This window comes from Streptomyces sp. NPDC052496 (assembly GCF_040679095.1).
In the GTDB taxonomy this organism is placed as follows: Bacteria; Actinomycetota; Actinomycetes; order Streptomycetales; family Streptomycetaceae; genus Streptomyces.
In genome coordinates this window covers 137,455-163,807 of record NZ_JBFAUH010000024.1, presented here as the reverse complement: position 1 = coordinate 163,807, position 26,353 = coordinate 137,455, and the positions used below count along the sequence as shown (strand labels likewise).

At 74.1% G+C, this 26,353-nt stretch carries 22 protein-coding genes; 14 read left to right on the top strand and 8 right to left on the bottom strand.

Annotation, left to right across the window (positions count from 1 at the left end):
• Positions 1-27: 27 nt before the first annotated feature.
• Complete coding sequence (locus tag AB0L45_RS29235) at positions 28-561, top strand: GNAT family N-acetyltransferase (RefSeq protein ID WP_365845101.1); 534 nt, start codon at positions 28-30, stop codon at positions 559-561.
• 94 nt (positions 562-655) lie between these two features.
• Here AB0L45_RS29235 and AB0L45_RS29230 read toward each other — a convergent pair whose 3' ends face one another.
• Positions 656-1,339, bottom strand: a complete 684-nt coding sequence (locus tag AB0L45_RS29230; RefSeq protein WP_365845099.1) for a glycerophosphodiester phosphodiesterase family protein — start codon at positions 1,337-1,339, stop codon at positions 656-658.
• Between the two features lie 845 nt (positions 1,340-2,184).
• Here AB0L45_RS29230 and AB0L45_RS29225 point away from each other — a divergent pair.
• The 4 genes from AB0L45_RS29225 (at position 2,185) to AB0L45_RS29210 (ending at position 6,146) form a co-directional block, all read left to right on the top strand.
• On the top strand, positions 2,185-3,582 hold the full coding sequence (locus tag AB0L45_RS29225) for a DUF6421 family protein (protein ID WP_365845097.1): 1,398 nt from the start codon (positions 2,185-2,187) through the stop codon (positions 3,580-3,582).
• Positions 3,583-3,629: 47 nt separating this feature from the next.
• Entirely contained in the window at positions 3,630-4,391 is a 762-nt protein-coding gene (locus AB0L45_RS29220) for an SDR family NAD(P)-dependent oxidoreductase (protein ID WP_365845095.1), read from the top strand.
• Positions 4,388-5,458, top strand: coding sequence for a low specificity L-threonine aldolase (locus AB0L45_RS29215; RefSeq protein ID WP_365845093.1), 1,071 nt, complete (start codon positions 4,388-4,390; stop codon positions 5,456-5,458). The genes AB0L45_RS29220 and AB0L45_RS29215 overlap by 4 nt, the downstream gene beginning before the upstream one ends.
• 88 nt (positions 5,459-5,546) lie before the next feature.
• A complete protein-coding gene (locus AB0L45_RS29210; protein ID WP_365845091.1) occupies positions 5,547-6,146 on the top strand; it encodes a transglutaminase domain-containing protein in 600 nt (199 codons plus the stop codon).
• 10 nt (positions 6,147-6,156) lie between these two features.
• Here the strand turns inward: AB0L45_RS29210 and AB0L45_RS29205 are convergent, their stop codons facing one another.
• Positions 6,157-6,870, bottom strand: coding sequence for a lysophospholipid acyltransferase family protein (locus tag AB0L45_RS29205; RefSeq protein WP_365845089.1), 714 nt, complete (start codon positions 6,868-6,870; stop codon positions 6,157-6,159).
• A gap of 331 nt (positions 6,871-7,201) precedes the next feature.
• Here AB0L45_RS29205 and AB0L45_RS29200 point away from each other — a divergent pair, with 331 nt between their 5' ends.
• The 5 genes from AB0L45_RS29200 to AB0L45_RS29180 all read left to right on the top strand — a co-directional run bounded on the left by AB0L45_RS29200 (position 7,202) and on the right by AB0L45_RS29180 (position 11,570).
• Positions 7,202-7,534, top strand: coding sequence for a thioredoxin family protein (locus AB0L45_RS29200; protein ID WP_365845087.1), 333 nt, complete (start codon positions 7,202-7,204; stop codon positions 7,532-7,534).
• A gap of 210 nt (positions 7,535-7,744) precedes the next feature.
• Complete coding sequence (locus AB0L45_RS29195; protein WP_365845155.1) at positions 7,745-8,269, top strand: flavin reductase family protein; 525 nt, start codon at positions 7,745-7,747, stop codon at positions 8,267-8,269.
• 290 nt (positions 8,270-8,559) lie between these two features.
• On the top strand, positions 8,560-9,357 hold the full coding sequence (locus AB0L45_RS29190; RefSeq protein WP_365845085.1) for an electron transfer flavoprotein subunit beta/FixA family protein: 798 nt from the start codon (positions 8,560-8,562) through the stop codon (positions 9,355-9,357).
• Positions 9,358-9,411: 54 nt separating this feature from the next.
• Positions 9,412-10,374: an electron transfer flavoprotein subunit alpha/FixB family protein gene (locus tag AB0L45_RS29185; protein ID WP_365845083.1), complete on the top strand. Its 963-nt coding sequence runs from the start codon at positions 9,412-9,414 to the stop codon at positions 10,372-10,374.
• Between the two features lie 287 nt (positions 10,375-10,661).
• Positions 10,662-11,570: a SigB/SigF/SigG family RNA polymerase sigma factor gene (locus AB0L45_RS29180; RefSeq protein ID WP_365845081.1), complete on the top strand. Its 909-nt coding sequence runs from the start codon at positions 10,662-10,664 to the stop codon at positions 11,568-11,570.
• A 78-nt stretch (positions 11,571-11,648) separates the two neighbouring features.
• On the opposite strand, the gene AB0L45_RS29175 is transcribed toward AB0L45_RS29180, so the two are convergent.
• Positions 11,649-11,870 carry a DUF5133 domain-containing protein gene (locus tag AB0L45_RS29175; RefSeq protein WP_365845079.1) on the bottom strand — a complete coding sequence of 74 codons (222 nt, stop codon included), beginning with the start codon at positions 11,868-11,870 and terminating at the stop codon, positions 11,649-11,651.
• Positions 11,871-12,174: 304 nt separating this feature from the next.
• Between AB0L45_RS29175 and AB0L45_RS29170 the strand changes: the two genes are divergently transcribed.
• Positions 12,175-13,461, top strand: a complete 1,287-nt coding sequence (locus AB0L45_RS29170) for an aromatic acid exporter family protein (RefSeq protein WP_365845077.1) — start codon at positions 12,175-12,177, stop codon at positions 13,459-13,461.
• The gene (locus tag AB0L45_RS29165; protein WP_365845075.1) at positions 13,433-14,353 is read left to right on the top strand and encodes a PP2C family protein-serine/threonine phosphatase; all 921 of its coding nucleotides are present in this window, start codon (positions 13,433-13,435) and stop codon (positions 14,351-14,353) included. Before AB0L45_RS29170 ends, AB0L45_RS29165 begins: the two co-directional genes overlap by 29 nt.
• A gap of 53 nt (positions 14,354-14,406) precedes the next feature.
• Here the strand turns inward: AB0L45_RS29165 and AB0L45_RS29160 are convergent, their stop codons facing one another.
• Together AB0L45_RS29160 and AB0L45_RS29155 are read right to left on the bottom strand one after the other, a co-directional pair.
• Complete coding sequence (locus tag AB0L45_RS29160; protein ID WP_365845073.1) at positions 14,407-14,925, bottom strand: DinB family protein; 519 nt, start codon at positions 14,923-14,925, stop codon at positions 14,407-14,409.
• Between the two features lie 74 nt (positions 14,926-14,999).
• Positions 15,000-18,905, bottom strand: a complete 3,906-nt coding sequence (locus AB0L45_RS29155; protein ID WP_365845072.1) for a helix-turn-helix domain-containing protein — start codon at positions 18,903-18,905, stop codon at positions 15,000-15,002.
• A 252-nt stretch (positions 18,906-19,157) separates the two neighbouring features.
• Here AB0L45_RS29155 and AB0L45_RS29150 point away from each other — a divergent pair, with 252 nt between their 5' ends.
• Together AB0L45_RS29150 and helR are read left to right on the top strand one after the other, a co-directional pair.
• The gene (locus tag AB0L45_RS29150) at positions 19,158-20,441 is read left to right on the top strand and encodes an aldolase (protein ID WP_365845070.1); all 1,284 of its coding nucleotides are present in this window, start codon (positions 19,158-19,160) and stop codon (positions 20,439-20,441) included.
• A 275-nt stretch (positions 20,442-20,716) separates the two neighbouring features.
• Positions 20,717-22,888: an RNA polymerase recycling motor ATPase HelR gene (helR, locus tag AB0L45_RS29145; protein ID WP_365845068.1), complete on the top strand. Its 2,172-nt coding sequence runs from the start codon at positions 20,717-20,719 to the stop codon at positions 22,886-22,888.
• Here the strand turns inward: helR and AB0L45_RS29140 are convergent.
• From AB0L45_RS29140 to AB0L45_RS29130, 3 genes are all read right to left on the bottom strand, one after another.
• Positions 22,885-24,156, bottom strand: coding sequence for a serine hydrolase domain-containing protein (locus AB0L45_RS29140; protein WP_365845066.1), 1,272 nt, complete (start codon positions 24,154-24,156; stop codon positions 22,885-22,887). The genes helR and AB0L45_RS29140 overlap by 4 nt on opposite strands.
• A gap of 218 nt (positions 24,157-24,374) precedes the next feature.
• On the bottom strand, positions 24,375-25,016 hold the full coding sequence (locus tag AB0L45_RS29135) for a response regulator transcription factor (RefSeq protein WP_365845153.1): 642 nt from the start codon (positions 25,014-25,016) through the stop codon (positions 24,375-24,377).
• A gap of 16 nt (positions 25,017-25,032) precedes the next feature.
• A complete protein-coding gene (locus AB0L45_RS29130) occupies positions 25,033-26,223 on the bottom strand; it encodes a histidine kinase (RefSeq protein WP_365845064.1) in 1,191 nt (396 codons plus the stop codon).
• Between the last annotated feature and the right edge of the window lie 130 nt (positions 26,224-26,353).

Below are 26,353 nucleotides of genomic sequence, written 5' to 3'. Positions count from 1 at the left end.
CGCATGCCACCGAGAGGACTCCCGCCCATGACGACCGCCGAGCTGACCTACAGGACCGCCACCGAGGCCGACATCCCGGCGGTCGTCGAGCTGATCGAGTCCGCCTACCGGGGCGACGCGAGCCGGGCCGGCTGGACGACCGAGGCGGACCTGCTGGAGGGGCAGCGCACCGACCCGGAGGGCGTCGCGGCCGTCGTACGGGACGCGGACAGCCGGCTGCTGCTCGCCGAGAGCGCGGGCGAGGTCGTCGCCTGCTGCCAGCTCGAACACCGCGGCGACCACGTGTACTTCGGGATGTTCGCGGTCCGGCCGGCCCTCCAGGGCGGCGGCTTCGGCAAGGTCGTCATGGCCGAGGCGGAGCGCACCGCCCGCGCCGAGTGGGACGCGGACGAGATGCGGATGACGGTCATCCGGCAGCGGGACGACCTGATCGCCTGGTACGAGCGGCGCGGCTACCGGCGCACCGGGAAGATGTTCCCGTTCCCGTACGGCGACGAGCGGTTCGGCATTCCGCAGCGCGCCGACCTGGAGTTCGAACTGCTGGTCAAGGCGCTCGGGTAGGGCGCCGGGCGGCCCGCCCTCGGCACCCCACCCGTGGCAACCCCACCCTGCTCCGCGCCGAGCGGCCTCAGGCCGCCTGGCCCGCTCAACCCGCTCAGGCCGTGAACCGCACCGCCCGCCGGATCTCGGGGAAGTCGGTCACCACGCCGTCCAGCCCCAGCCCGCGGCTGAGCCGGAGCTGGTCGTGGGTGTTGACGGTCCAGCCGAGCACCCGCAGCCCCGCGCTGTGCGCCCGTTCGACCAGTTCCAGGGTGAGCCGGCGGATGTCCAGGGAGAGCGCCGTGGCACCCACGGCCCGTGCGCGGTCCACCACCTCGACGCCGTACTCCTCGGCGACCAGCGCGGTCCGTACGCCGGGCAGCAGCCGGGAGACCGTCGCCAGCGCCTCGTCGTGGAAGGAGATCACCTCGACCCGGGCGGTCAGGTCCCGGGCACGCAGCACCTCGGCGAGCGCCCGGGCGGCGGCCGCGTCCTTGATCTCGGCCTGGAGGGGCGTCCGCACCGCGTCCACGACCTCCTCGAACACCGGCACCCGTTCGCCGTCGCCGGCGTCCAGTTCGCGCAGCTCGGCGAGGGTGCGGTCGGTGATCGGCCCCGTCCCGTCGGTCGTGCGGTCCACGTCCGCGTCGTGCATGACCACGAGCGCGCCGTCCTTGCTCAGGTGCAGGTCCAGCTCGATGACGTCGAGACCTTCGCGTTCGGCGCGGACGAACGAGCGCAGGGTGTTCTCCGGCTCGACGCCCATCATCCCGCGGTGTCCGATGGTGAGAAAGGACAAGGCTGCCTCGTTTCTGTCGGGGGTGCCGGCAGACCGGTACCGGCCGTGGGCCCCGGCTGCCGGACCTGTGCCGAGCGCGGGCCCACCGGCTGCTCTCTCGAAACGGCGCACAGCCTAACGGGCGCCCGGAGCGGCGGAACCGATGTCGGACAGCGCCCCGACGTGGCCGGAACGGGGGGTTGTCAGGTCCGCGGCCGCCCCGCCGGGGCCGGTGATTCCGGGGCGCCACCGGGGCTCGGGGCGCCCGGCTCGCCGGTGCCGGGCGTGCGCCGGGGTGCTGCGCCCCCTCCGTCCGCGGCTCCGGCCCGGAATGCGGCTCACCCGTGCGTGGGCGAGTCCTTCGAACGCTGACGTGGCGGGCCGGCGGGCCGCTGCGCGGCGGCCGCGGCGGCGGGCTCTGGTGGCAGGAACCGGTCAAGGGTGGCGTGCGGGCGCCGGGGCGTGATGGTGGCGCCGCGCGGGGGGCGAGTGGTCACGAGGCCCAGTTGGCGGGCCCTGCTGCCGGGTGCGCGCAGCGGGCCGTACGGGGCGGCGGCGTACGGGAGCGGCGCGGCGGGCGGACGGGAATCGGCCGGAACCACCCGCCCGCGGGCGGCTGTCTGCCGCTACCGGGCGTCCGTCGGCCGCCGTGCGCCGTATGAGGCGACCATTCCGGGGTACGTACTGGAGGATGCGCGGCAGGCGCACCCCTGCCGGGCAGAAACTTCCGCCTCCTGTTCGGTTGACAGGAAAAAAGTTGGTGACCATGGGGGTTCGGCGGAAGAATTTTGCTTGCGGCTCTTGAGGTGGCGAAGGTCCCCTGGATACCGTGTCCGCACAACAGGATCTCCTGCCGGAGGGTAGTCATGACGGAAATTCTTTCGCCTGTGGGTGCCCCCGGGGGCATCGGGACAGCAGAGCGTGTGGTCGCGCACCCGGCCTGGCCGGTGCTCAAGGACGCCATCGAGACCATCCGCCCGTGGCAGTCCAAGGACGGCTCGATCGACCTCGGCGCCGAGGGCGCGCCCGCCGCCGGCACCGTCCGGCGCGAGGTCGAGCGCGCCATATCGGCCATCGAGGAGCTGGCGCCGCTGCTCCCGCACGACGCCGCCTACCACCGGGCGCTCGTCGCCGACCTGCGCCGCTGGGCCGACGGCGGCTTCGCCGTACCCGACTTCCTCGACTCGCTGCTGGCCTTCCAGCCCGCGCGGCAGCGCCTCGACGGCCTCCAGCACCTGGTCGTCTTCCCCATGTACACACAGAACGGCAACCCGGACCGCAACTTCGAGGCGGTCGTGCTGCGCATGGTCTGGCCCGAGTGGCTGGCGGAGCTGGAGCGCACCCGCTACGACAACCCGCTGTTCTGCGGTATCACCTTCGAGGACTTCACCGCCGGGTACGACACCAACTCGGCCGTCCTGTTCCCGGAGACCATCGCCGTGCGCGAGGCGCCCGAGCGCTTCACCTGGGGCGGCATCTTCTGCGACCGGGAGGCCGCCCGCTTCCGCCGGGTCAGCGAGGCCGCCGTCGAGACGCTGGGCGTCCGGCTGCCCGACGACATCCGCGACATGCTCGCCGACCAGGACCGCTGCCAAGAGGCGTTCGTGCTCTGGGACATGGTCCACGACCGCACCCACAGCCACGGCGACCTGCCGTTCGACCCCTTCATGATCAAGCAGCGGCAGCCGTTCTGGATGTACGGCCTGGAGGAGCTGCGCTGCGACCTGACCGCTTTCAAGGAGGCCGTCGAGCTGGAGAAGGAGGGTTACCGGCAGGCCCGCGACGTGCAGTACGCGGTGATCTTCGACCGGATGTTCCGCTTCCCGGTCACCGGTGACCGGGTGCGCAACTACGACGGCCTCGGCGGCCAGCTGCTCTTCGCATACCTGCACAAGCACGACGTCGTACGCTGGACGGACAACACCCTCCACATCGACTGGGAGCGCGCCCCGCAGGTCACCAACCAGCTGTGCGGTGAGATCGAGAAGCTCTACCGGGACGGCATCGACCGCCCCAAGCTGGTCCACTGGTTCGCCGCGTACGACCTCGTCTCGACCTACCTCGCCCCGCACCCCGGCTCCGTCTGGGCCAAGGGCCCCGACGCCCTCGATCTCGACAAGCCGCCGCGCAAGCTGGTCGACGACGTCCTGCCGGACGAGTTTCCGCTCAGCATGTTCTACGAGGCCCTCGCCAAGAAACTGCGCGGCGTGATTGCCTCCACCAAGGGCATCACGGCCGGCAGCGACGTCCTGGCGGCGGTGTGAGCGCCGGCGGCGCACCGGACAGGCCGGAGCACGAGGAGACGAGGAACATGAGTACTGCGACGAACGGCCAGGGACCACTGGAAGGCGCGGTCATCGCGGTCGCCGGGGCGGCCGGCCCCGCCGGACGGGCCACGCTGCTGCGGCTCGCCGAGGCGGGCGCCACCGTGGTCGGTGCCGACGCGGACGCCGCGCGGCTGGCGGAGGCCGTGGACGCCGCGCGGTACGCGCACGGCGGCGCCACCGTCACCGGCGACACCGTGGACCTGCTGGACCTGGACGCGACCCGCGCCTGGGCGGACCGTACGGAGAAGGAGTTCGGCCGGATCGACGGCCTGGTGCACCTGGTCGGCGGCTGGCGCGGCTCCGCCTCCTTCGCGGAGACCGACCTCGCCGACTGGGACCTCCTGGAGAAGCTGCTCATCCGTACGGTCCAGCACACCTCGCTCGCCTTCCAGGGCCCGCTGGAGCGGTCCGGCAAGGGCCGGTTCCTGCTGGTCAGCGCGGCGGGCGCGAGCAAGCCGACGGCCGGGAACGCCGCGTACGCCGCGTCCAAGGCGGCCGCCGAGGCGTGGACGCTCGCCCTCGGCGACGCCTTCCGCAAGGCCGGGGGCGAGGACGGACCGAAGGCGGCGGCTGCGATCCTGGTGGTCAAGGCGCTCGTCAACGATCAGATGCGCGCCGAGCGCCCGCATGCCAAGTTCGCGGGCTTCACGGACGTCAAGGACCTGGCCCAGGCCGTCAGCGGCGTCTGGGAGCGGCCCGCCCAGGAAGTGAATGGACAGCGTCTGTGGCTGACCCCCGAAGCGTGACCGAACGGCAGACCGACGCCAAGCGGCGCCACGACCCGGCGGTGCGCGGCTTCGCCAGTGACAATTACGCGGGTGCCCATCCGGAGGTGCTGGCGGCCCTCGCCCTCGCCAACGGCGGCCACCAGGTCGCCTACGGCGAGGACGAGTACACCGAGCACCTCCAGCGGACCATCCGCAGCCACTTCGGGCAGACCGCCGAGGCGTTCCCGGTCTTCAACGGCACCGGCGCCAACGTCGTCGCCCTCCAGGCGATCACCGACCGCTGGGGCGCGGTGATCTGCGCCGAGAGCGCGCACATCCACGTCGACGAGTGCGGCGCCCCCGAGCGCGTCGGCGGGCTGAAGCTGCTGACCGTACCGACCGAGGACGGCAAGCTCACCCCGGAGCTGATCGACCGCCAGGCGTACGGCTGGGACGACGAGCACCGCGCCATGCCGCAGGTCGTCTCGATCACCCAGAACACCGAGCTGGGCACGGTCTACACCCCCGACGAGGTGCGGGCCATCTGCGAGCACGCGCACGAGCGCAACATGCTGGTGCACCTGGACGGCTCGCGGATCGCCAACGCCGCGGCGTCGCTGGACGTCCCGATGCGGACGTTCACCAACGCGGTCGGGGTGGACGTGCTGTCCCTGGGCGGCACGAAGAACGGGGCGCTGTTCGGCGAGGCCGTGGTGGTGATCAACCCGGACGCGGTGCGGGCGATGAAGCACCTCCGCAAGATGTCCATGCAGCTCGCCTCCAAGATGCGCTTCATATCCGTGCAGTTGGAGGCGCTGCTCGCCCGCGACCTGTGGCTGCGCAACGCCCGGCACGCCAACGGCATGGCCCAGCGGCTCGCCGCCGGCGTCCGCGCGGTCGACGGCGTGGAGATCCTCTACCCCGTCCAGGCCAACGCCGTCTTCGCGCGGCTGCCGAACGACGTCACCGAGCGGCTGCAGAAGCGCTACCGCTTCTACTTCTGGGACGAGGCGGCGGGCGACGTGCGCTGGATGTGCTCCTTCGACACGACGGAGGAGGACGTGGACGGCCTGGTGGCCGCTCTGCGTGAGGAGATGGGCCGCTGACCCGGGGCACCACCCCGTACTGAATACCTATGCGCCCGACCGGAAATGCATTGGCTTCCGGTCGGGCGCTCGGTTATGTTCATGCGCCATGGAGCTGATCCCGTACGAGCCCGAGATCTCCGCCTATCTGGCCGCCGACGCGGTGATCGACCACGAGCACGCCGTCGTACGCGACACCGCGCGGCGCCTGCGGGCCGCCGCGCCGGACGCATACGCATACGCCAAGGCGGCGTTCGAACACGTCCGCGACACGGTCCCGCACAGCGCGGACGCCGGGGATCCACGGGTCACCTGGCGCGCTTCCGACGTCCTGGAGCAGCGCACCGGCATCTGCTTCGCCAAAGCGCACGCCCTGGCCGCCCTGCTGCGCGCCGAGGGCATCCCGGCCGCGCTCTGCTACCAGAAGCTGGACACCGTGCACGGCCTGATCGCGCTCAAGCTGCCGGGGGAGCGCTGGGCGCGGCAGGACCCGCGCGGCAACAAGCCCGGCGTCGACGCGCAGTTCCGCCTCGACCGGGAGCAGCTGGCCTGGCCCGTCCGCCCGGAACTCGACGAGGCGGACTACCCGCTGCTGTTCGCCGCACCGCATCCGGCCGTGCTCCGCTGCCTCCAGGAGGTCGCCGACCGGCCTCGCCTGTGGCAGCTGCTGCCCACCGCCCTGGAGATGCCCGAAGCGCGCCGGTCGTGATCCTCGCCTCTCAGGCCGTCGCCCTGGGGGCCGGTGCCGTGCCGCCGAGGTGCGCGGGCACCCACCAGGTGTCCTCCGGGCCCTTGGGGCGGACCGGGTACGCGCGCTGCGCGGCCTCCAGCAGGTCCTGGACGCGGGAGCGCAGCCGGTCGGTGATCTTCTCGGTGTGCTCGTCCGGCGACGCTTCGACCGGCTCGCCGACCCGGATGGTGATGGGGAAGTGGTTGCGGCCCAGGTCCCGCTTGTGTCCCTTGGTCCACAGCCGCTGGGTGCCCCACAGCGCCATCGGCAGCAGCGGCACCCCCGCCTCCTGTGCCAGCCGGGCCGCGCCCGACTTGAAGGTCTTCAGCGTGAAGGACTCCGAGATCGTCGCCTCCGGGAAGACCCCGATGATCTCGCCGCCGCGCAGCGCGCTCAGTGCGTGCTTGTAGGCGTGCACGCCCTGCGTGCGGTCCACCGGGATGTGCTTCATCGCACGCATCAGCGGCCCGGACACCTTGTGCTTGAAGACCGACTCCTTGGCCATGAAGCGCACCAGGCGCTTGGCGGGCCGGGCGGCCAGCCCGCAGAAGATGAAGTCCAGATATCCGATGTGGTTGCTCACCAGTACCGCGCCGCCGCGCCGGGGGATGTGGTCGGCCCCGGCGATGTCGAACTTCAGGTCGAGCGCCTTGAACGCCGCACGGGCGGCGCCGATGACGGGCGGGTAGACGAGCTCTGCCATGTCGGAGACCCCTTTTCTGTGCCTGGGGAGGGTTCTCCCGGCGAAGAAGTTACGCAGCCGTAAGTGTGCGGCTTTCGGGAGATCGTGCCCGATCGGCGGCCCAGGGGCCACCGTACGGGACGCCGCCGCCGGGAGATTCTCGTCACGTGTCGGTCACACCGTCCAGCTGCCCCCCGCGGCAGAAGGTACACCTGGCTCCGCCGCACGGGAATGAATGCGGTCCCGCGGACGCTGCACCGGTCGACGACAGGACCGATGGTGCGCGGCGCCGCGCCCGTGACGGCGGGCTTCCCCGGCGCGCGCCGCGCACCGCCGCGAGGGAGGGGTACGGGTGCCAGGGCAGGACGTGGGGACGCGGCTGGGCGCCGCCGAGGTGGGCGCGGGGCTGGGGGAGCGGGCCACCCTCGTCCAGTTCTCCAGCGCCTTCTGCCAGCCCTGCCGGGCCACCCGGCGCACGCTCGCCGAGGTGGCGGGCATGGTCGACGGGGTGGCACACGTCGAGATCGACGCGGAGGAGCACCTGGACCTGGTGCGGGCGCTGCGGATCGAGCGCACGCCCACCGTGCTGGTGCTCGACCGGGACGGCGCGGTGGTGCGCCGGGCCGCCGGGCAGCCGCGCAAGGCCGATGTCATCGCGGCCCTGGGGGACGCCGTCCGTGATTGATCTCCCACCGGTCCGGCGGCACTTGACTGCCCGGCACACGCATCGTCAGGGTGACGTCATGCGGCCAGGCCCCCTCCTTCCCGGACGCGCGTACGCGGACCTCCCGCGCACCGACGGCGTGCGCTGTCCCGGCGCGTGAGCAGCGACGACTTCGGCCGCGCCGGTGACGGCGCGGCTCCGGCCCGCACACCACGGCAGAAGGACATCTCCATGACGGCACCGGCCGACCTCGGTACGCCCCGTTCCGCCACTCCCGACCTGCTGCGCTCCGTCTTCCGGCAGCACGCCGCCGGCGTCGCCGTGATCACCGCGGCGGGCGCCCGCCCGGTCGGCTTCACCGCCACCTCCGTGACCTCGGTGGCCGCCGACCCGCCGCTGGTCTCCTTCGGCATCAGCACCGGCTCCTCCAGCTGGCCGGTGGTCTCCGAGGCCGGGCACATCGGCGTCCACATACTGGGCGAGCACCAGCAGGAGCTGGCCGCCACCTTCGCGCGGAGCGGCGCCGACCGGTTCGCCGCGCCCACCTCGTGGCGCCGGGGCCCGTACGGCGTGCCGCTGCTGGACGGGGTGCTGGCCTGGCTGGTCTGCGAGGTGGTGGCGCGGGTGCCCGCCGGTGACCACCGGATCGTGCTCGGCCAGGTCGTCGAGGGCGACCCGGAGGGCTACGCCGGCACGGCCGGCCGCAGCCGCCCGCTGCTCTACCACGAGGGCCGTTTCAACGCGCTGCGCGACTGAGAGCCATGTGCCTCGGCCCCGCGCGGCCTGGCGCGCGGGCATGCGCCGCGCCGTCGTCCCAACGCTTCACGCGCCCCGCGGGTTCCGTGTGCGCGCCTCTTCCACCCCTTCCGGCTCCGTTGGCAACGTCACAGTTCAACGGCCTTGCTTCCGGGGAAAGGGGTGGATGTACTGGCGAGTAATATTTCGGTGGGCGCGGGGAACCCGTCCGACCGGATGCCGCCCCAACAGGCGCCTATGCTGCCAGCACAAGGCAGTTCGGAAGAGTCGAAGCAGGTAGGAGAGCCGGCGTGAGCCTGAGGATCGTTGTCTGTGTGAAGTACGTGCCCGACGCCACCGGCGACCGGCACTTCGCCGAGGACCTGACCGTCGACCGCGACGACGTGGACGGCCTGCTCTCGGAGCTCGACGAGTACGCGGTCGAGCAGGCCCTGCAGATCAAGGAAGCCGCCGACGACGACGTGGAGATCACGGTCCTGACCGTCGGTCCCGAGGACGCCGGCGACGCGCTGCGCAAGGCTCTGTCGATGGGCGCCGACAAGGGCGTGCACGTCGAGGACGACGACCTGCACGGTACCGACGCGCTCGGCACCTCGCTGGTACTCGCCAAGGCCATCGAGAAGACCGGTTACGACCTGGTCGTCTGCGGCATGGCCTCCACCGACGGCACCATGGGCGTGCTGCCCGCGCTGCTCGCCGAGCGCCTGGGCGTGCCGCAGGTGACCCAGCTGTCCGAGGTCTCCGTCGAGGGAGGCCCCGGCGGAACGGTCAAGGGCCGCCGCGACGGCGACACCGCCACCGAGCAGCTGGAGGCGTCGCTGCCGGCCGTCGTGTCGGTCACCGACCAGTCCGGCGAGGCCCGTTACCCCTCCTTCAAGGGCATCATGGCCGCCAAGAAGAAGCCGGTGGAGTCCCTGGACCTGGACGACCTGGACATCGAGGCGGACGAGGTCGGCCTGGAGGGCGCCTGGACCAAGGTCGAGGAAGCGGCCGAGCGTCCCGCCCGTACCGCGGGCACGATCGTCAAGGACGAGGGCGAGGGCGGCAAGCAGCTCGCCGAGTTCCTCGCGGGCCAGAAGTTCATCTGAGCCCCGGCACCCGTTCTCGTCCCCGCCTCACTTTTCCCGCAGGAGAGCAATCCCATGGCTGAAGTCCTTGTCTACGTCGACCACGTGGACGGCGCCGTCCGCAAGCCCACCCTCGAACTGCTCACCCTCGCCCGCCGCATCGGCGAGCCGGTCGCCGTGCACCTGGGCCCCGGCGCCGACACCGCCGCCGCGACGCTCGCCGAGCACGGCGCGGTCAAGGTCCTGACCGCCGACGCGCCGGAGTTCGCCGAGTACCTGGTCGCGCCGAAGGTCGACGCCCTCCAGGCCGCGTACGAGGCCGTCTCCCCGGCCGCCGTGCTGCTGCCGTCCTCCACCGAGGGCAAGGAGATCGGCGCCCGCCTCGCGCTGCGCATCGGCTCCGGCATCATCACCGACGCCGTCGACCTGGAGGCCGGCGACGAGGGCCCGGTGGCCACCCAGTCCGTCTTCGCGGCCTCGTACACCACCAAGTCCCGCATCACCAAGGGCACCCCGGTCATCACCGTCAAGCCCAACTCCGCCGCCCCGGAGGCCGCCCCGGCCGCCGGTACGGTCGAGCAGCTGTCGGTGACCGTCGCCGACGCGTCCAAGGGCACCAAGGTCGTCTCGCGCACCCCGCGCGAGTCCACCGGCCGCCCGGACCTGACCGAGGCCGCGATCGTGGTCTCCGGTGGCCGCGGCGTCAACGGCGCCGAGAACTTCCCGGTCATCGAGGCGCTCGCCGACTCGCTCGGCGCGGCCGTCGGCGCCTCGCGCGCCGCGGTGGACGCGGGCTGGTACCCGCACACCAACCAGGTCGGCCAGACCGGCAAGTCCGTCTCGCCGCAGCTGTACATCGCGGCCGGCATCTCCGGCGCGATCCAGCACCGCGCCGGTATGCAGACCTCGAAGACCATCGTCGCCATCAACAAGGACGCCGAGGCGCCGATCTTCGACCTGGTGGACTACGGCGTGGTCGGCGACCTGTTCGAGGTCGTCCCGGCCCTCACCGACGAGGTCAAGGCCCGCAAGGGCTGACCCCGCCGGGCACGGCGGGACCGTGCCGCGCCAGTGACGAGCCCAGGGCCCGTACGCACCCGCGTACGGGCCCTGGGCCTGTCCGTACGTCCCGCATCCGGGCTCCGGTCCGGCCCGCGGGCGCCGGGGCCTACGTCCCGCAGGCGGGGACGTAAGCCCCGGGTTCCGGGCCGCCGGGCGGGCACAACGGGGGTGCCGCATCCCGACCGCGGACCGAAGGGAAGCCCCGTACGATGACCCTGCTCCAAGCCTCTGCCGCCACCCCAGCTGCCGAAGTCTCGGCCGGTATGCCGGCCGCAGTCCCCGCCGACACTCCCGCCGAAGCCCTCGCCGGTCCCGTGGACGCCGGAGTCGCGTCCGTACGGGAGAGACCCGCGGCGGGACCGGCCGGACTGCCCCTGCTGGAGGACGCCGGGGCGGTCACCCCGGAGGACGCCCGCGAGCTGTCCCGGCTCTTCTTCGAACGGCTGGCCGCGCTCCCGGAGAGCGGCCCCGACCGCCGGTACGCGCGCGACTGCCTGGTCGAGATGAACCTGTCCCTGGTGCACTACGCGGTCCGCAGGTTCCGCAGCCGCGCCGAGGAGACCGAGGACATGGTCCAGGTGGGGACCATCGGGCTGATCAAGGCGATCGACCGGTTCGACCTCGCGCGCGGGACACCGTTCAGCGCCTTCGCCGTCCCGTACATCGTCGGGGAGATCAAGCGCTATTTCCGCGACACCAGCTGGGCGGTCCACGTGCCGCGCCGGCTCCAGGAACTCCGTATCGACCTGGCCAGGGCGCGCGAGAAGCTCGGGCACGACCTGAACCGCGCGCCCACCACCGCCGAGCTGGCCCAGCACCTGGACATGGACCAGGAGGACGTCATCGAGGGGCTGTACGCCGGGAACGGGTACTCCGCGGATTCCCTCGACGCCCCGCCGGACGACGGTGCCACGCATTCCACGGGCAGCACGCTCGCCGCATACCTGGGGAGCGAGGACCCCGGCCTGGAAAAGACGGAGAACGTGCAGGCACTCAAACCGCTGCTGGAAAACCTCGAGGAGCGGGAACGGAAGATCCTGGAGCTGCGGTTCGGCGCCGAGCTGTCCCAGACGGACATCGGGAAAGCCCTCGGGATTTCCCAGATGCAGGTGTCCCGGCTGCTCACCCGCATTCTCGCGGACCTGCGCGAGAACATGCTGGAGACACCCTGAGGATCCTGCTGCCGGCGACGTGATGCGGCCCGCCTCCTGCCCGGAGCAGGCGGCGGGCCGCATCGCGCGAGGACGCGGTCAGGCCGCTCGCCGGTACCCGGCGTCGTGCGCGCGCAGCAGGCGGCGGGCCTCCCGCAGGGCCGCGGCCGGATCCCGGTGGCCGGTGTAGACGCCGAGGGTGTAGGACACGTCGTCGACGCGTACGGAATCCGGGCCGCCGCCCCGGACGGAGCCGTCCCGGGTCAGGCGATGGTGCTCGTGGACGAGGTCGCGGAGCGCGTCGTAATTGATCAGTCGCATGGTGCGCCCTTTCCGGGGAGAAGAAGTGCGGTGACCGCCGCCGTGGAATGCTGCTCCATCGGCCTGCTGCCTTCCCGGTGCCCCGGGGCCGGGGTGAGCGGCGGGACTTCCGTCCCCTGAGGTACGGGACTTTCTCCTCTCCGGCACGGCCGGACGGCCCCTTTTTGTCCCGCATACGCATTTCGCCGTCGCGGCTCGCATGACCCGTACTTCCGGCGGACAAAACAAGGTGGCGGCCGTCACAGCGGGCCGGAATGTGCCGATACCGAAATCGATGCCGAACGGCGGACGGAAAGGGGAGCCGGTGCGGGAGGATAACACGGCGCCGCACGGGCGCCGGACAGGAACCGCGCTCGCGGCCGTACGGCCGGCGCGCCTGCGGGACGGCCCCTGGGCCGCCCGCTGGGTGGTCGCCGTCCGGGCGAGCGTCGCGGCGGCCCTGGCCTGGCAGCTGTGCTCCAGCGTGTGGGGCACGCCGCGGCCCGGCCCGGCGGTCGTGGCCGCGCTGCTCGTCGTCCACCCGACGGTGTTCCGGTCGTGCACGGCGGGCCTCCAGTACGCGGCCGGGTGCACGCTCGGCGCGCTGATCGCCCTGCCCGCCGCGGTCCTCGTCGGACCGACCTGGCTGAGCATGAGCGCCGTACTGCTGCTGTCCCTGCTCGCCGCCGGGCATCCACGGCTCGGTGTGCACGGACTCCACGTACCGATCACCGCGGTCTTCGTCCTCCTGCTCGGGCCGAGCCACGCGCGGGAGATCGGGCCGCACCTGCTGCAGATCGGGGTGGGCATCTGCGTCGCGGTCCTCTTCAACGCCCTGCTGCCCCCGCCGGCGTGGCTGCGCGCCGCGGAGAGCGCCCTCGACCGGCTGCGGACCGAACTGTCCGGCGTGCTGGACGGCATGGCGGCCGCGGTACGCGAGGGCCGGCATCCGGACGACGTCCTCGACCCCCGGTGGCGCACCCGTCTGGCGGACCTCACCGCCCAGGCGCGCAGTGCCCTGGGCCAGGCGCACGAGAGCCTGCGCTGGAACGTGCGCGCGCCGGACCGGCAGGCCGTCTGGCACCTCGACCAGCAGGTGCTGGAGAACCTGGAGCGTGTCGCGCAGGACGCCGAAGGCTTCGTCGACGGGCTCGGCGACCTCACGGCGCAGCGCCGGGCCACGGCGGCGCGCGGCCCGGACGGAGCGGCGGAGGCGGACGCGTGGGACCAGGAGTTCCGCGCCGGCTGCGCCCGGTTGCTGACCTGCCTGGCACTGTGCGTCCGCGGCTGCCGGGGCGGCAGCCCGCACCCCGTCCTGCCCGCGACCCGCCGGGTGTGGCGGGAGCTGGCCGGGCGCTGCGGCGACCGGCACGACAGCCTGGACGCGCGACTGGCCGAGTCCCGTCTCCTGATGCTCCTCGACCGGGCGCTCCGGCACGTGGCCGGCGGACCCGGCCGTACGGCCCGGGCCGCGCGCGGCGCCGTCGTGCCGGGAGCCGTCACGGGCCACGGCCTCGCCGGCACCGGACTCACCGGCGCCGAATCCCTCCGTACCGAATCCCCCACCGCCAGGGAAGCCGCCCATGCGCAAGCCGCCACCCCGCCCCGCTGAGCGCCCCGCCGGGACCGCGCCGCGCCGGTCCGCGGCCCCGGCGCAGCGTGCGCAGTTCGCCGTGGCCCTCGCCCTGTTCGTCCTGGCCCTGGTGGCCGTGTCCCCGGCCGCCCTGCTCGACCGCGCGGCACGGCGGCGCCGGCGGGCCCGTGGCCGGACCGGCACATCGGTCGCGACCGCGCAGCGGATCCTGCTGCGGCCGCTCCCCGGACGGATCGGCGACCTGCGCCTGCGCGGTACCTACCTGCCGGCCCGGACCTCGGCCCGCAGTGGCGGCGACCTCTACGACGCGGTACGCACCCCGTACGGCACCCGCCTGCTCATCGGCGACGTGCGGGCCAAGGGCATGCTCGCCGTGGAGGCGTCGGCGCTGCTGCTGCGCTCCTTCCGCGAAGCGGCGTGCGAAGAGGAGGAGTTGACGGCGGTGGCCCGGCGGCTGGAGGGCGACGCGCGCGGGCACATCGCGCGGCTGCCGGGCGCCGAGACGCCCGAACGGTTCGCCACCGCCCTGCTGGTGGAGATCCCCGCCGGGCCGGTGGCCCGGGTGGTGCACTGCGGGCACCCCGAGCCGCTGCTGGTCTCCGGCGGACAGGTACGCGCCTGCCCCCCGGAGCGGCCCGGCGCGCCCATCGGCATGGCCGATCTGGTGGGGGCCGGGCACGAGGCCCAGACGCTGCCGTTCCGGGCGGGGGAGCGGCTGGTGCTGCTCACCGACGGGTTCACCGAGGCGCGGGACGCGGCGGGGCGCCCGTTCGCCGAGCGGGTCGGCGAACGGGCGGCCGCGCCGCTGGACGGCCTGGTGGACGGGCTCCGCGCGGACCTGGTCCGGCACACGGGCGGTGTGCTGCGGGACGACGCCGCACTGCTCGTCGTCGACCGCGCCGCGGGGTGAGAGCCGGGGGCATGACACAGGCCCTGACGCGGGCCCGGCCCCGGCCCGTCCGCCTACTCGCCCGTCGCGCCGTCGATCCGCTCGCGCAGCAGGTCCGCGTGCCCGTTGTGCCGCGCGTACTCCTCGATCATGTGGACGTACATCCACCGCAGGCTGATGACCCGGCCGTCCGTCGTCTCGAAGGTGTCGTCCAGGCCGCGGTGGGCCACGGCCCGGTCAGCGGCGTCGCACTCGGCGCGCAGCGCGGCGAACGCGGCTTCGGCCCCGGCGGTGTCGAGGTCTTCGAAGTCCGTGTCCGGCTGCTCCTCGGTGTAGTACAGGGAACCGATCTTCTGCCCCGCGGCCCGCTGCCGGAACCAGGAGCGTTCCACGTCGGTCATGTGCCGGACGAGTCCGAGCAGGGTGAGGTTCGAGGGTTCGACGGCCGCCCGGGTGAGCTGTTCGGCGGTCAGGCCGGCGCACTTGGCCAGCAGGAGGTCGCGGTGCTGGTCCAGCATGCCCTGGAGAAGGGTGCGTTCGTCCGCCACGTAGGGAGCGGTACGGCGGTCGACTTGTGGTGCGGTCCATGTCATGCCGGAGAGTGTCACCCGGCTCGGACGAGAACGCCACGCGATATTTTCCGGGGCCGGGAGGGGCTGCTGAGGCGTCAGTGGTCGCAGATGGGGGCGTACGGGACATCGGGCAGCAACTCCCGCCAGCGCGCGGGCCCGGTCCTGCCGGCCAGCGGGCAGACGCGCCCGGCCACCCGCCGCGCGTCCAGGTCCCACAGGCGTACGGAACCGTCCGCGCCGGTGCTCGCCAGCGTCCTGCCGTCCGGCGCGTACGCCACCGACCACACCACGTCGGTGTGCCCGGTCAGCGTGGCGGCCTGCGTACGGGCGGCCGTGTCCCAGACGCGCACGGTGCCGTCGAAGCCGGCCGTGGCCAGCTGCCGTCCGCGCGGCGCGAAGGCGATGTCGCGCACCGAACCCGTGTGACCGCGCAGCACACCCACCACCCGGTGCCGCCGTACGTCCCACAGGCGCACCGTGCGGTCGTTGCCCGCCGACGCCAGCACACGGCCGTCCGCGCTGAAGGCCACCGCCCACACCGCGCCCGTGTGCCCGCGCAGGACGGCCACCGGGCGGCGCGTGGCGGCGTCCCACAGCCGTACCGTACGGTCGTCGCTCGCGCTGGCCAGCAGCCGCCCGTCCGGGCTGAACGCCACGCCGTTCACGAAGTCGTCGTGCTCGGTCAGCACGGCCGAGCCGCCCCGCGCCCGGTCCCACAGCCGGACCGTGCCGTCCTCGCTGGCCCCCGCCAGCCACCGCCCACCGGGGGCGAACGCGACCGCGAACACCGCTCCCCGCGCCCCGGTCAGCACCGCCTCGCGGGCCCCGCTCGCCGCGTTCCACAGCCGTACGGTCCCGTCGGCACCCGCGGTCGCGAACGTGCGGCCGTCCCGGCTGTAGGCCAGCCCCCGCACCGCGCCGCGGTGGCCGCGCAGCGGCGGTCCCAGCTGCGTACGGGAGCGCACGTCCCACCGCTGGACCGAGCCGTCGGTGCCCGCGGCGGCCAGCTGCCGCCCGCCGGGCGCGAAGGCGACGGCGGACCGGCCGGACACCGGCCGGGCGGTCAGCGCCGTGCCGGACGGGTGCCACAGGGTGAGGGTCCGGTCGAAGCTGCCGGTGGCGAGCGTGCGGCCGTCCGGCGAGAAGGCGACGGTGAGCACGTAGTCGCTGTGCCCGGCGAAGGCGGCGACGGGACGGCGGGTGGCGACCTCCCACAGGCGCGCGGAGCCGTCGCCGGAGGCGGACGCGAGGGTGTCGCCGTCCGGGCAGAACGCCAGCGCGTTGATGTCGTCGTTGTGGCCGGTGAGCCGCCCCGTGACGGTCATGTCCCGGGTGTCGTACAGCGTCACCGTGCGGTCCGTGCCGCCGACCGCCAGCGTCGCGCTGTCCGGGCTGAAGGCCACGGCCACGACTCCGCTGCCGTGCCCGGAGCGGTCGGCCAGGACGGTGGGGGAGGCGGGGCGGCCGGCGTCCGGCAGGGCGCTGCCGGACGCGGACGCGGCCAGCGCGGACGGCAGCCGCCACACCCGGACCCGGCCCTCGCCGTCACCGCGGGCCAGCAGCCGCCCGTCCGGGCTGAACGCCACCTTGCCGCTCGCCCCGCCTCCCCGGCCGGGCAGCCGGGCCGCGAGCCGCATGCGGGGCGCCTCCCACAAGGCGACGCTGCCGCCGGGGCCGGTGGCGGCGAGAAGCTGCTCACGGGCCGCACCGGCCGGGCCCGGCCGCGCTGCGCCCGCACCGGCCGGCGCGAAAGCCACCTCGCCGCCCGGACCCGCGCCGGGCACGGTGGTGACCGGGGCCCCGCGGCCGGTGTCCCGTACCCGTACCGAGCCGTCCGAGGCGCCCGCCGCGAGCAGCCGGCCGTCCGGGCTGAACGCCACACCGCGGATCCGCGTCCCGCGCGCCCGGATCGCGGTGCCCGCCGGGCGGCGGGTGCGCGGATCCCAGAGCCGGACCGTGCCGTCCGAGGAACCGCCCGCCAGCAGCTGCCCGCCGGGGCTGAACGCGGCGGCGTTGACCGGCCCCTGGTGCCCCGTCAGACGGCCCGCGAACGGCCGCGCCTGGCTGCTGAGCAGCGCGCTGCGGGAGGCGGGGGAGGGGCGCAGCCGGTACGCCTCGGCGGCGAGCAGTATGGCCGCTTCGGGCTGTCCGGCCGCCACCTGGCCCGAGCGGGCGGCCAGTTCACCGGCGTACGCGTCGAGGCGGCCGGACTCCGCCGTACGCCACTGCTGGACCGCCAGCACCCCCGCGCACACGGCGAGCACGAGCAGCACGGCCAAGGAGCCCGCGAGCCTGCGGCGGCGGCGCACCCGGCGGCGCTCGGCCCGCGCCGCGGCCGCCTCGCGCGTCTGGGACGCGTGCAGGAACTCCTCCTCCAGGGGACTGAGTCCGGCGTGCTCCCCCTGCTGCCCGGCCCACTCGCGGGCCACCGCCAGCCGCGTGCCGCGGTACAGCCCCGCCGCCTCCCGGCCCTCCCGCTTCCACGCCCCGGCCGCCTCCGAGAGCCGCTGGTGGACGAGGAGCCCGGCCCGGTCGGCCCGGATCCAGCCGCGCAGCCGCGGCCAGGCCCGCAGCAGCGCCTCGTGGGTGATCTCCACGGTGTCCGCGTCCAGGGTCAGCAGGCGGGCCCGGACGAAGACGTCGATCACGGCGGCGGTCTTCTCCGGGTCCGGCAGGTGCTCCAGCAGGCGCTCGTGCGGGACGCGGCGGCGCGTCTCGCCCGCGATCTCGCCGACCTGCACCAGCCGCAGCAGCACCTGCCGCGCCGCCCGCCGCTCCGCCGGGTCCAGCGCGGCGTGCACCCGCTCGGCGGTGGTGGCGACGGCGCCGTGCAGGCCGCCGGTCAGACGGTATCCGGCGACGGTGAGGGTGCGGCCGCTGCGCTGCTGCCAGGTGGCGAGCAGGGCGTGCGCCAGCAGGGGCAGCGTGCCGCCGGCCACCGGGCCGTCGTCCTCGTGGATGCCCAGGTCGGACAGGAGCAGCTCTTCGAGGCCCGGTTCCAGCTCCAGCGCGGCCTCCCGCGCGGGCCGGGTGATCGCCGCCCGTACCTCCGGTACGGACATGGGCCGCAGCGCGAAGATCCCGGCGGACAGGGCGGGGGCGAGCGCGGGGTGGTCCAGGCACTGGCCGTAGAAGTCGGCGCGTACGCACAGGATCACGGCGCACGGGGCGTCCCGGGCGGCCGCGCAGAGCGCCGCGACGAACGCCCGCCGCTCCCGGGGGTCCTCGCAGGCGGTGAAGATCTCCTCGAACTGGTCGACGACGAGGATCAGGCGCGGGCAGGGCCCGAGGGCGGCGCGGACGGCGGCGGGGCACCGTTCGGGCGCGTCGGCCAGGTCCTCGGCGGCGGCAGCGACGGCGGCTGGCGTGGCGGGGGAGTGCGGCCCGGAAAGCGCCTCGGCCGGGGAGGGCGCGGCCGCGGGGCCGGTCAGCGCCGTGGCCAGTTCGGTGAGCGGGTGCGCGCCGGGCGTCAGGACGCGTACCGCCCAGTGCCGGGAGCCGGGCAGGGCCCCGGCGCGCAGGGCGGGCAGCAGGCCGGCCCGGAGCAGCGAGGACTTGCCGGCGCCGGACGGGGCCGCCACGACCAGCGGGCCCGCGGCGGCCAGGCGTTCGGCGAGGCGGCCGACGAGCGCGGCGGTGGCGCGTTCGCGGCCGAAGAACCAGGGGGCGTCGTCGGCGGTGTACGCGGCCAGTCCGGGGTAGGGGCAGCGGTCGCCGGGGGTGCGGGCGGACAGCAGCCGGGTGAGCGCGCCGCCCCCGGCCAGCGCGGCGTCGCAGCGGCGGGCGACGTCCCCGGTCGGCGGTTTCTCACCGTTCTCGATCTTGCTGAGATAGCCCTTGCTGTAGTGCACCAGTTGCGCCAGGGTCCGGAGGGAGACCTCCCTGTCCCGGCGCAGCCGCCGCAGCGCGTCCCCGAACTCCTCCTGCATACCGTCCCTCACGCCTCGTGCGGGCGGCCGGGCCGCTCGGGCCGCCCGCACCGCGCCGGTGATGCTACGCACGGGCGTTCCGGTCCGGCCGGTCAAGGAGGAAGAAGCACCGAAAGGGATGAAACGGGGTACGCCCCGCGCGGGCGCCCGGCGCGCGCCGTGGGGAACGCTCCCCAGAGGGCGCCCCGCCGGTCCCGTTCCCCGAGGGTGTTGACCTGCGAACTCGGCCCGGATAACTTCGCTCTACGGATTGTTGATTCCGCACAGCGGAAAAGTGCAGCGGCAGCGCCCGTACGACGGGCGCGAACACTGGGAGGGTGCCGGATGGGGCAGCACGAGACGGTGGCGACGAGTCTCGCGGACACCGTACGCGAGGAGATCGGAGCCGCCCTCGCGGCGGTCGACGCGGACCTCGCGCGGCGCTACCCGGGCGACCCCGGCACCCGCCAGCCGGTCCACACGGTCTACGTCCCCGGCGACGTCCTCACCGCCGGCACCCTGCGCGCATGGGGCGACGCCGCCCTCGCCGCCCTCGACGAGCACGCCCCCGACGCCGAGGCGTTCGCCGGCGTCCTGGGCATCCCCGCCGGCCTCGCCGAGCCGGTGTACGACCGGGTACGGGCCAAGCTGGAGCGCGAGCCCGTCGAGGACCTGCGCATCGACTTCGAGGACGGTTACGGACTCCGCCCGGACGCCGAGGAGGACGCGGCCGCCGCCCGCGCCGCCGCCCTCGTCGCGGCCGCCTACCGGGACGGCACCGCCGCGCCCTGCATGGGCATCCGCATGAAGTGCATGGAGGCCGCCGTCCGCGACCGCGGCATCCGCACCCTCGACATCTTCCTGACCGGCCTGATGGCGGCCGGCGGCCTGCCGGACGGCCTGGTGCTGACCCTGCCCAAGGTCAGCTACCCGGAACAGGTCACCGCGATGGTCCGGCTGCTGGCGGCGTTCGAGAAGACCCACGGCCTGCCCGCCGGGCGGATCGGGTTCGAGATCCAGATCGAGACCACCCAGTCCATCCTGGGGGCCGACGGCCGCGCCACCGTCGCCCGCCTGATCGAGGCCGCCGAGGGCCGCGCCACCTCCCTGCACTACGGCACCTTCGACTACAGCGCCTCCTGCGGCGTCAGCGCCGCCCACCAGGCGCCCGACCACCCGGCGGCCGACCACGCCAAGGCCGTGATGCAGGTCGCCGCCGCGGGCACCGGCGTCCGCCTCTCCGACGGTTCCACCAACGTCCTCCCGGTCGGCGCGACCACGCAGGTGCACGACGCCTGGCGGCTGCACCACGGCCTCGTCCGCCGCTCGCTGGCCCGCGCGTACTACCAGGGCTGGGACATGCACCCCGCTCACCTGCCCACCCGCTACGCCGCCGTGTACACCTTCTACCGCGAGGGACTGGAACAGGCCGCGGCCCGGCTGGCCGCGTACGTCGCCAAGGCGGGCGGCGACGTGCTGGACGAGCCCGCGACCGCCAAGGCGCTCAGCGGCTACCTGCTGCGCGGCCTGGACTGCGGAGCCGTCGACATCGCCGAGGTCGCCCGCCTGACCGGCCTCACCCGAGCCGACCTCGACGGCCTGGCGGGCCGCCCGGTCCGGCACGCCTGACGGCGCGGCGCGGGCGGCGCGGACGGTACGGGCCGCGCGGGCAAAAAACAAAGGCAAGGAGTCACCCACTCCTTGCCACTCTCAACTTATAGCGCACAGGGGGGCTTGCGGCAAGGCCCCGGTCGTACCGCACAATCGCTCGCCGAGGCCGGAACCTGCGGAAACAAGAGATCTGCGAAGTACGTGCGGAGTTGTCGGCGGCGTCACCCGCGCCGCAGCGCGGACGGACGTACCGCGCAGCTCGGCAGGCCCGGCCCGAGAACGGAGCTGACGCCATGAACCCCCTGAGCACCACCAGCGTGTTCGACCTTCCCGACCGTCTGGCCGCCAAGGCCGCCCCGGAGCTGACGGCGGCCGACGAGCGGCACTTCGCGGCCATCGCGGAGAGCCTGGAACAGACGATCACCGAACTGTCCGGCCGCCTCGACGCCGAACTCAAGGCGCCCGGCGGCACCGGCCGCCAGGCCATGGAGCGCGACGTGGAGGTCCGCCGGCTGACCGGGCGCCTGCGCGCCCTGCGCCGCTTCGGTCTGGACCTGTGCCTGGGCCGGATGGTCGCCGCCGACGGCAGCGAGCCGGTGTACGTCGGACGGCTCGGCCTCACCGACAGCGCGGGCCGCCGGCTGCTGGTCGACTGGCGGTCCCCCGCGGCCGAACCGTTCTTCGGCGCCACCCACGCCGACCCGATGGGCCTGACGAGCCGCCGCCGGTACCGCTGGACCCGCGGCCGCATCAGCGACTACTGGGACGAGGTCTTCACCCCCGAAGGACTCGAAGGACACGCCGCGCTCGACGACCACTCCGCCTTCATCGCCAGCCTGGGCAGCAACCGCTCGGCCCGGATGCGCGACGTGCTCGGCACCATCCAGGCCGACCAGGACGCCATCATCCGGGCGGGCTCCCGCGGCGCCCTCGTCGTCGACGGCGGCCCGGGCACCGGCAAGACCGTCGTCGCCCTGCACCGCTCCGCCTACCTCCTGTACTCCGACCCGCGCCTCGGGCACCGCCGCGGCGGCGTACTCTTCGTCGGCCCGCACCAGCCCTACCTGGCCTACGTCGCCGACGTCCTCCCCAGCCTCGGCGAGGAGGGCGTACAGATATGCACCCTGCGGGACCTCGTCGCCGAAGGAGCCACGGCGGCGCACGAGAGCGACGCGGAGGTGGCCCGTCTGAAGTCGTCCGCCCGCATGGTGCAGGCCGTCGAGAAGGCCGTCGGCATCTACGAGGAGCCGCCCGCCCGGGGGATGACGGTCTCGACCGACTGGGGCGACGTGCGGCTGAGCGCCGACGACTGGGCCGAGGCGTTCGACGCGCCGGACCCCGGCACGCCGCACAACGAGGCGCGCGAGCAGATCTGGGAAGAGATCGTCGCGATCCTGCTGGACAAGCTCGACGGCGACGTCCCGGCCCACGACTTCGAACGGGCACTGCGCCACGACGAGGAACTCGTCACCACCCTGCACCGCGCCTGGCCGCTGCTCGAAGCCGCCGACCTGGTCTCGGACCTGTGGACGGTCCCCGCCTACCTGCGGCTGTGCGCCCCCTGGCTCAGCACCGACGAGGTGCGCACGTTGCAGCGCAAGGAAGCGCCCCAGGCCTGGACGGTGTCCGACCTGCCGCTGCTGGACGCGGCACGGCAGCGCCTCGGCGACCCGGAGGCGGCCCGGACCAGGCGCCGGCACGCGGCCGTACTCGCCGCCCAGCGCGAGCGCATGACCCAGGTCGTCGACAACCTGATCGACGCCGCGGCCGCCTCCGGCGCCGACCTCGACGAGGGCGAGGGCCTGGTCACGATGTTGCGCGGCCAGGACGCCCAGGTCAGCCTGGTCGACGAGGCCGAACTGAGCATCGCCGAACCGGACCGGCTGGCCGGCCCGTTCGCGCACATCGTCGTGGACGAGGCGCAGGAGCTGACCGACGCCGAGTGGCAGATGCTGCTGCTGCGCTGCCCGTCCCGGAGCTTCACCATCGTCGGCGACCGCGCCCAGGCCCGGCACGGCTTCACCGAGTCGTGGCGGGAACGCCTCGAACGGATCGGACTGGACCGCATCGACGTCGCCTCCCTCAGCATCAACTACCGCACCCCGGAAGAGGTCATGGCGGCGGCCGAGCCGGTCATCCGGGCCGCCCTCCCCGACGCCAACGTCCCCACCTCCATCCGCAGCAGCGGCCTCCCCGTCACCTACGTGCCCGCCACGGACCGGGACGCCATCCTCGACACCTGGCTCGCCACACACGACGACGGAGTCGCCTGCGTCATCGGCGACCCCGCCTTCACGGCCGGGCCCCGCGTCCGCTCGCTGACCCCGGAACTGTCCAAGGGCCTGGAGTTCGACCTGGTCGTCCTCGTCGACCCGGAGCACTTCGGCGAGGGAATCGAAGGAGCGGTGGACCGCTACGTGGCGATGTCCCGGGCGACGCAGCAGCTGGTCGTGGTGCGGAGCTAGGACCGAGCCAGCATGGTGCAGGCCGCCTCGTCGACGAGCTTCTTGTTCGCGGTGGCGGCGGCCTTCTCCTTGATGCCGAAGGTGGTGCTCGTCAGGACCGCGACGCTGCGGTGGCCGTCCGGGTCGGTGTAGATCTCGCTGGAGTAGCCGGGCAGGCCGCCGGTGTGGCCCCAGACGGTGCCGCAGGGGGTGTCGACCTTCATCAGACCGAGTCCGTAACCGCCGCCCTCCTCGGGGGCGGGGACGGTGGTGCGCAGCTGCTCCATCTGGGCCTCGGGCAGCAGCTTGCCGGAGACGAGCGCGGTCAGGAAGCGCTGCCAGTCCCGGGCGGTGGAGACCATGCCGCCTGCGGCGCCGGACCAGCTCGGGTCGATGCCGGTGGTGTCGACGTTGTTCCCGGGGCGGGCGGGGCCGGTGAAGCCGACGCCTTCGGGCAGGGGCACGGCCGGGGCGAGGATGCTCTTGAGGCGTCCGGCGTCCGGTTCGTAACCGGTCGCGTGCTGCTTGCCGGCGCTCCAGGCCGCGTCCGTCGCGAGGAAGGAGTCCCGCATGCCCAGGGGCTCGGTGATCTTCCGCTCGATCAGCTCGGCGAGGCTCTCCCCGGTGGCCTTCTCCAGGATCAGTCCGAGGGCGGCGTAATTGGCGTTGCTGTAGGAGTACTTCGCGCCGGGGGCGCTCGGCGGGTCCTGCCGGGGCGTGATGGCCAGGAGTTCCTTCGCTCCCCAGGTGCGGTGCTCCTGCCCGGTCAGGGAAGGCAGGAACGCCGGCGTCAGCAGGAAGTCGCCCAGCCCGCTGGTGTGGTTGAGCAGCATCCGTACGGTGATGTCCCGACCGCCCCGCACGACCCCGGGCAGCCACTTCTCCACCGGGTCGGCCAGACCGACCTTGCCGGCGGCGACCAGTTGCAGGACGAGGGTGGCGGTGACCGTCTTGGTGTTGGACCCGACCCGGAACTGGTCGCCGGGGGCGAGCCGGTGGTCGGCCTCCGTCCAGGCGGCCTGCCGAGCGATCTCCAGGGGCGCACCGCTGCCGCGCACGATCCGGACGATCACTCCCGCCGACCCCTCGTCCGCCGCCTGCTGCGCGAGACCGGCCAGCCGCTCGCCGGCCGGCGCGTCCGCGGCCTTCCGGCCGGCCGACGCCCGCACCGCCCCCGGGTCCGGGTCCGTTTCCGAGCAGGCCGGGAGCGCTCCGCCCAGGCCGGTCACCAGAGCCACCACCAGCGCCCCGCGCAGGAGCCGGCGGCGAGATGATGTGCGTGCGGACATGGCAGTTCCCTTCGGCGCAGGACAGCTGGCTTCGTGCGTCGACGGCCCAGGAGGCGCCCGCTGCTGCGGGGCGTCACGGCGGGCCCGCCGCACAGCAGCCATTCAGCCAGGGACGGTCCCCCGCCACATCGCTCGTCGGCGGGCTTCCCGCAGGCACCGTGTCACTCGGAGGAGTGATACGGACGGACGCACGGCAGCCCGGCGCCCGCCGCGGGCGGTCAGGCCAGCGTGTTCCTGGCCAGCACCGCGGCCTGCGCCCGGCTCTGGCAGCCGGTCTTGGCCAGCATGCGGCTGACGTGCGTCTTGACCGTGTGCAGGCTCACCACGAGCCGGTCCGCTATCTCGGCGTTGCTCAGCCCGTCACCGACCAGCCGCAGCACGTCGTGTTCCCGTTCGGTGAGATCCCGCAGCCGGGCCAGCTCCTGGCCGTCCGGCCGCCGCCGGGTGCTCAGGTGCCCCTCGATGATCCGCCGGGTCACCGCCGGGCTCAGCGCGCTGTGCCCGGCCGCGGCCGCCCGTACCGCACCGGTCAGCTCCTCGTACGAGCTGTTCTTCAGCAGGAACCCGGCCGCGCCGGCGGCCAGCGCCTCGTCGACGTACTCGTCCAGATCGAACGTCGTCAGCATGAGCACCTGACTCCGCCCCGGCCCGAGCAGCTGCCGGCGGCCCAGCTCGGCCAGCGCCCACAGCCCGTCCCGCCGCGGCATACGGACATCCAGCAGCAGTACGTGCGGCCGCAGCCGCGCACACGCCTCGACGGCCTCCTCCCCGTCGCCCGCGGTGCCGGCCACGGTCAGACCGGCCTGACTGTCCAGGATCGCGCTCAGGCCGGCGCGGATGACCGGCTCGTCGTCCACCATGAGGACGCTGATCAGCTCAGACACCGGCGGTCTCCAGCGGCATCGTGGCCACGACGCGGAACCCGCCGTCGCCGGTCGGCCCCGCGGTCAGTTCGCCGCCCAGCGCGTCCACCCGCTCCCGCATGCTGACCAGGCCGAGCCCGACGCCCGCACCCGCGGTTCCGCGCCGCGCCCCGCGGCCGTTGACCACCTCGAAGCGCAGGTGCCCTGCGGCGCCGTCGACGGTGAGCCGGACCGGCGCCCCGGGCGCGTGGCGGCGGGCGTTGGCCAGGGACTCCTGCACGATGCGGTACCCCGCCAACTGCACCGGACTCGGCAACGACGTCAACTCCGTCCCCACACACACCTCCACCGATCCGCCCGCGGCACGGTGGCTCTCCAGCAACACCTCCAGCTCCCCGAGCCCGGGCACCGGCTGGAGCGGGACCGCGTCCGCGGGATCGCGCAGCATCCGCAGCAGGTCGCGCAGCTCACCACCGGTCTGCCGGCCCGCCGCCGCCAGCCCGTCGACCTGGGTACGGGCCCAGCCGGGCAGCTCGTCGCCCCGGGCGCGCAGGGTCTCCGCGTGCACGACGAGCAGCGTCAGCGAGTGGGCGACCACGTCGTGCATCTCGCGGGCGATCCGCGCCCGTTCCCGCTGCGCGGCCTGCGCCGCCCGCAGACGCTGCGCGCGGTCCGCGTCGGCCACCCGCTGCTCGGCCGCGGCGAGCAGCGCACGCCGGGTACGCGCGGCGAACCCCATCGCCCACGCCAGCGGCATGGGGGCCAGAGCGGCGAGGATGTCCAGGCCGCCCCGGAACTCCCCGGCGCCTGCGGTCATCCGGTTCAGCCACAGCCCGGTCACGATCACCGCACCGGCACCGAGCAGCGCGAGCCCGGTCCGTACCCAGCTCGTGCAGTAACTGCCCAGGCTGTACAGCAGTACGGCCAGCGGCAGGAACACCAGCGGGGACAGCTTGGCGTCCTGCCCCGCACTCCCCGCCAGCGCCGCCACGAGCGCGCCCAGGCCCACCACGAAGGCCGTGGCCGGAATCCGCCGCCGCAGCACCAGAACCACCACGGCCACCGCCTCGTGACCGGCGAGCGACGACCACGCCGCCCCCGACGTGTCCACGTACGGCTGCGACAGCAGCGGCGGCACCAGGGTCAGCGCGACCAGCCCGGCATCGGCGCCCCACCGGGGCCACCCGCCGTTCCTTGCTCTCATGCGCCCGACCCTAGGAGTTCGCGAGCCGATCTTCGTCACTCCTTGGAACGACTCATGCCGTCGCCGGCCCGGGCGCGGACGCCGCACGCCTGCCGAAGGTTGTACGCACAACAGCTGATTGCCCCCGCCC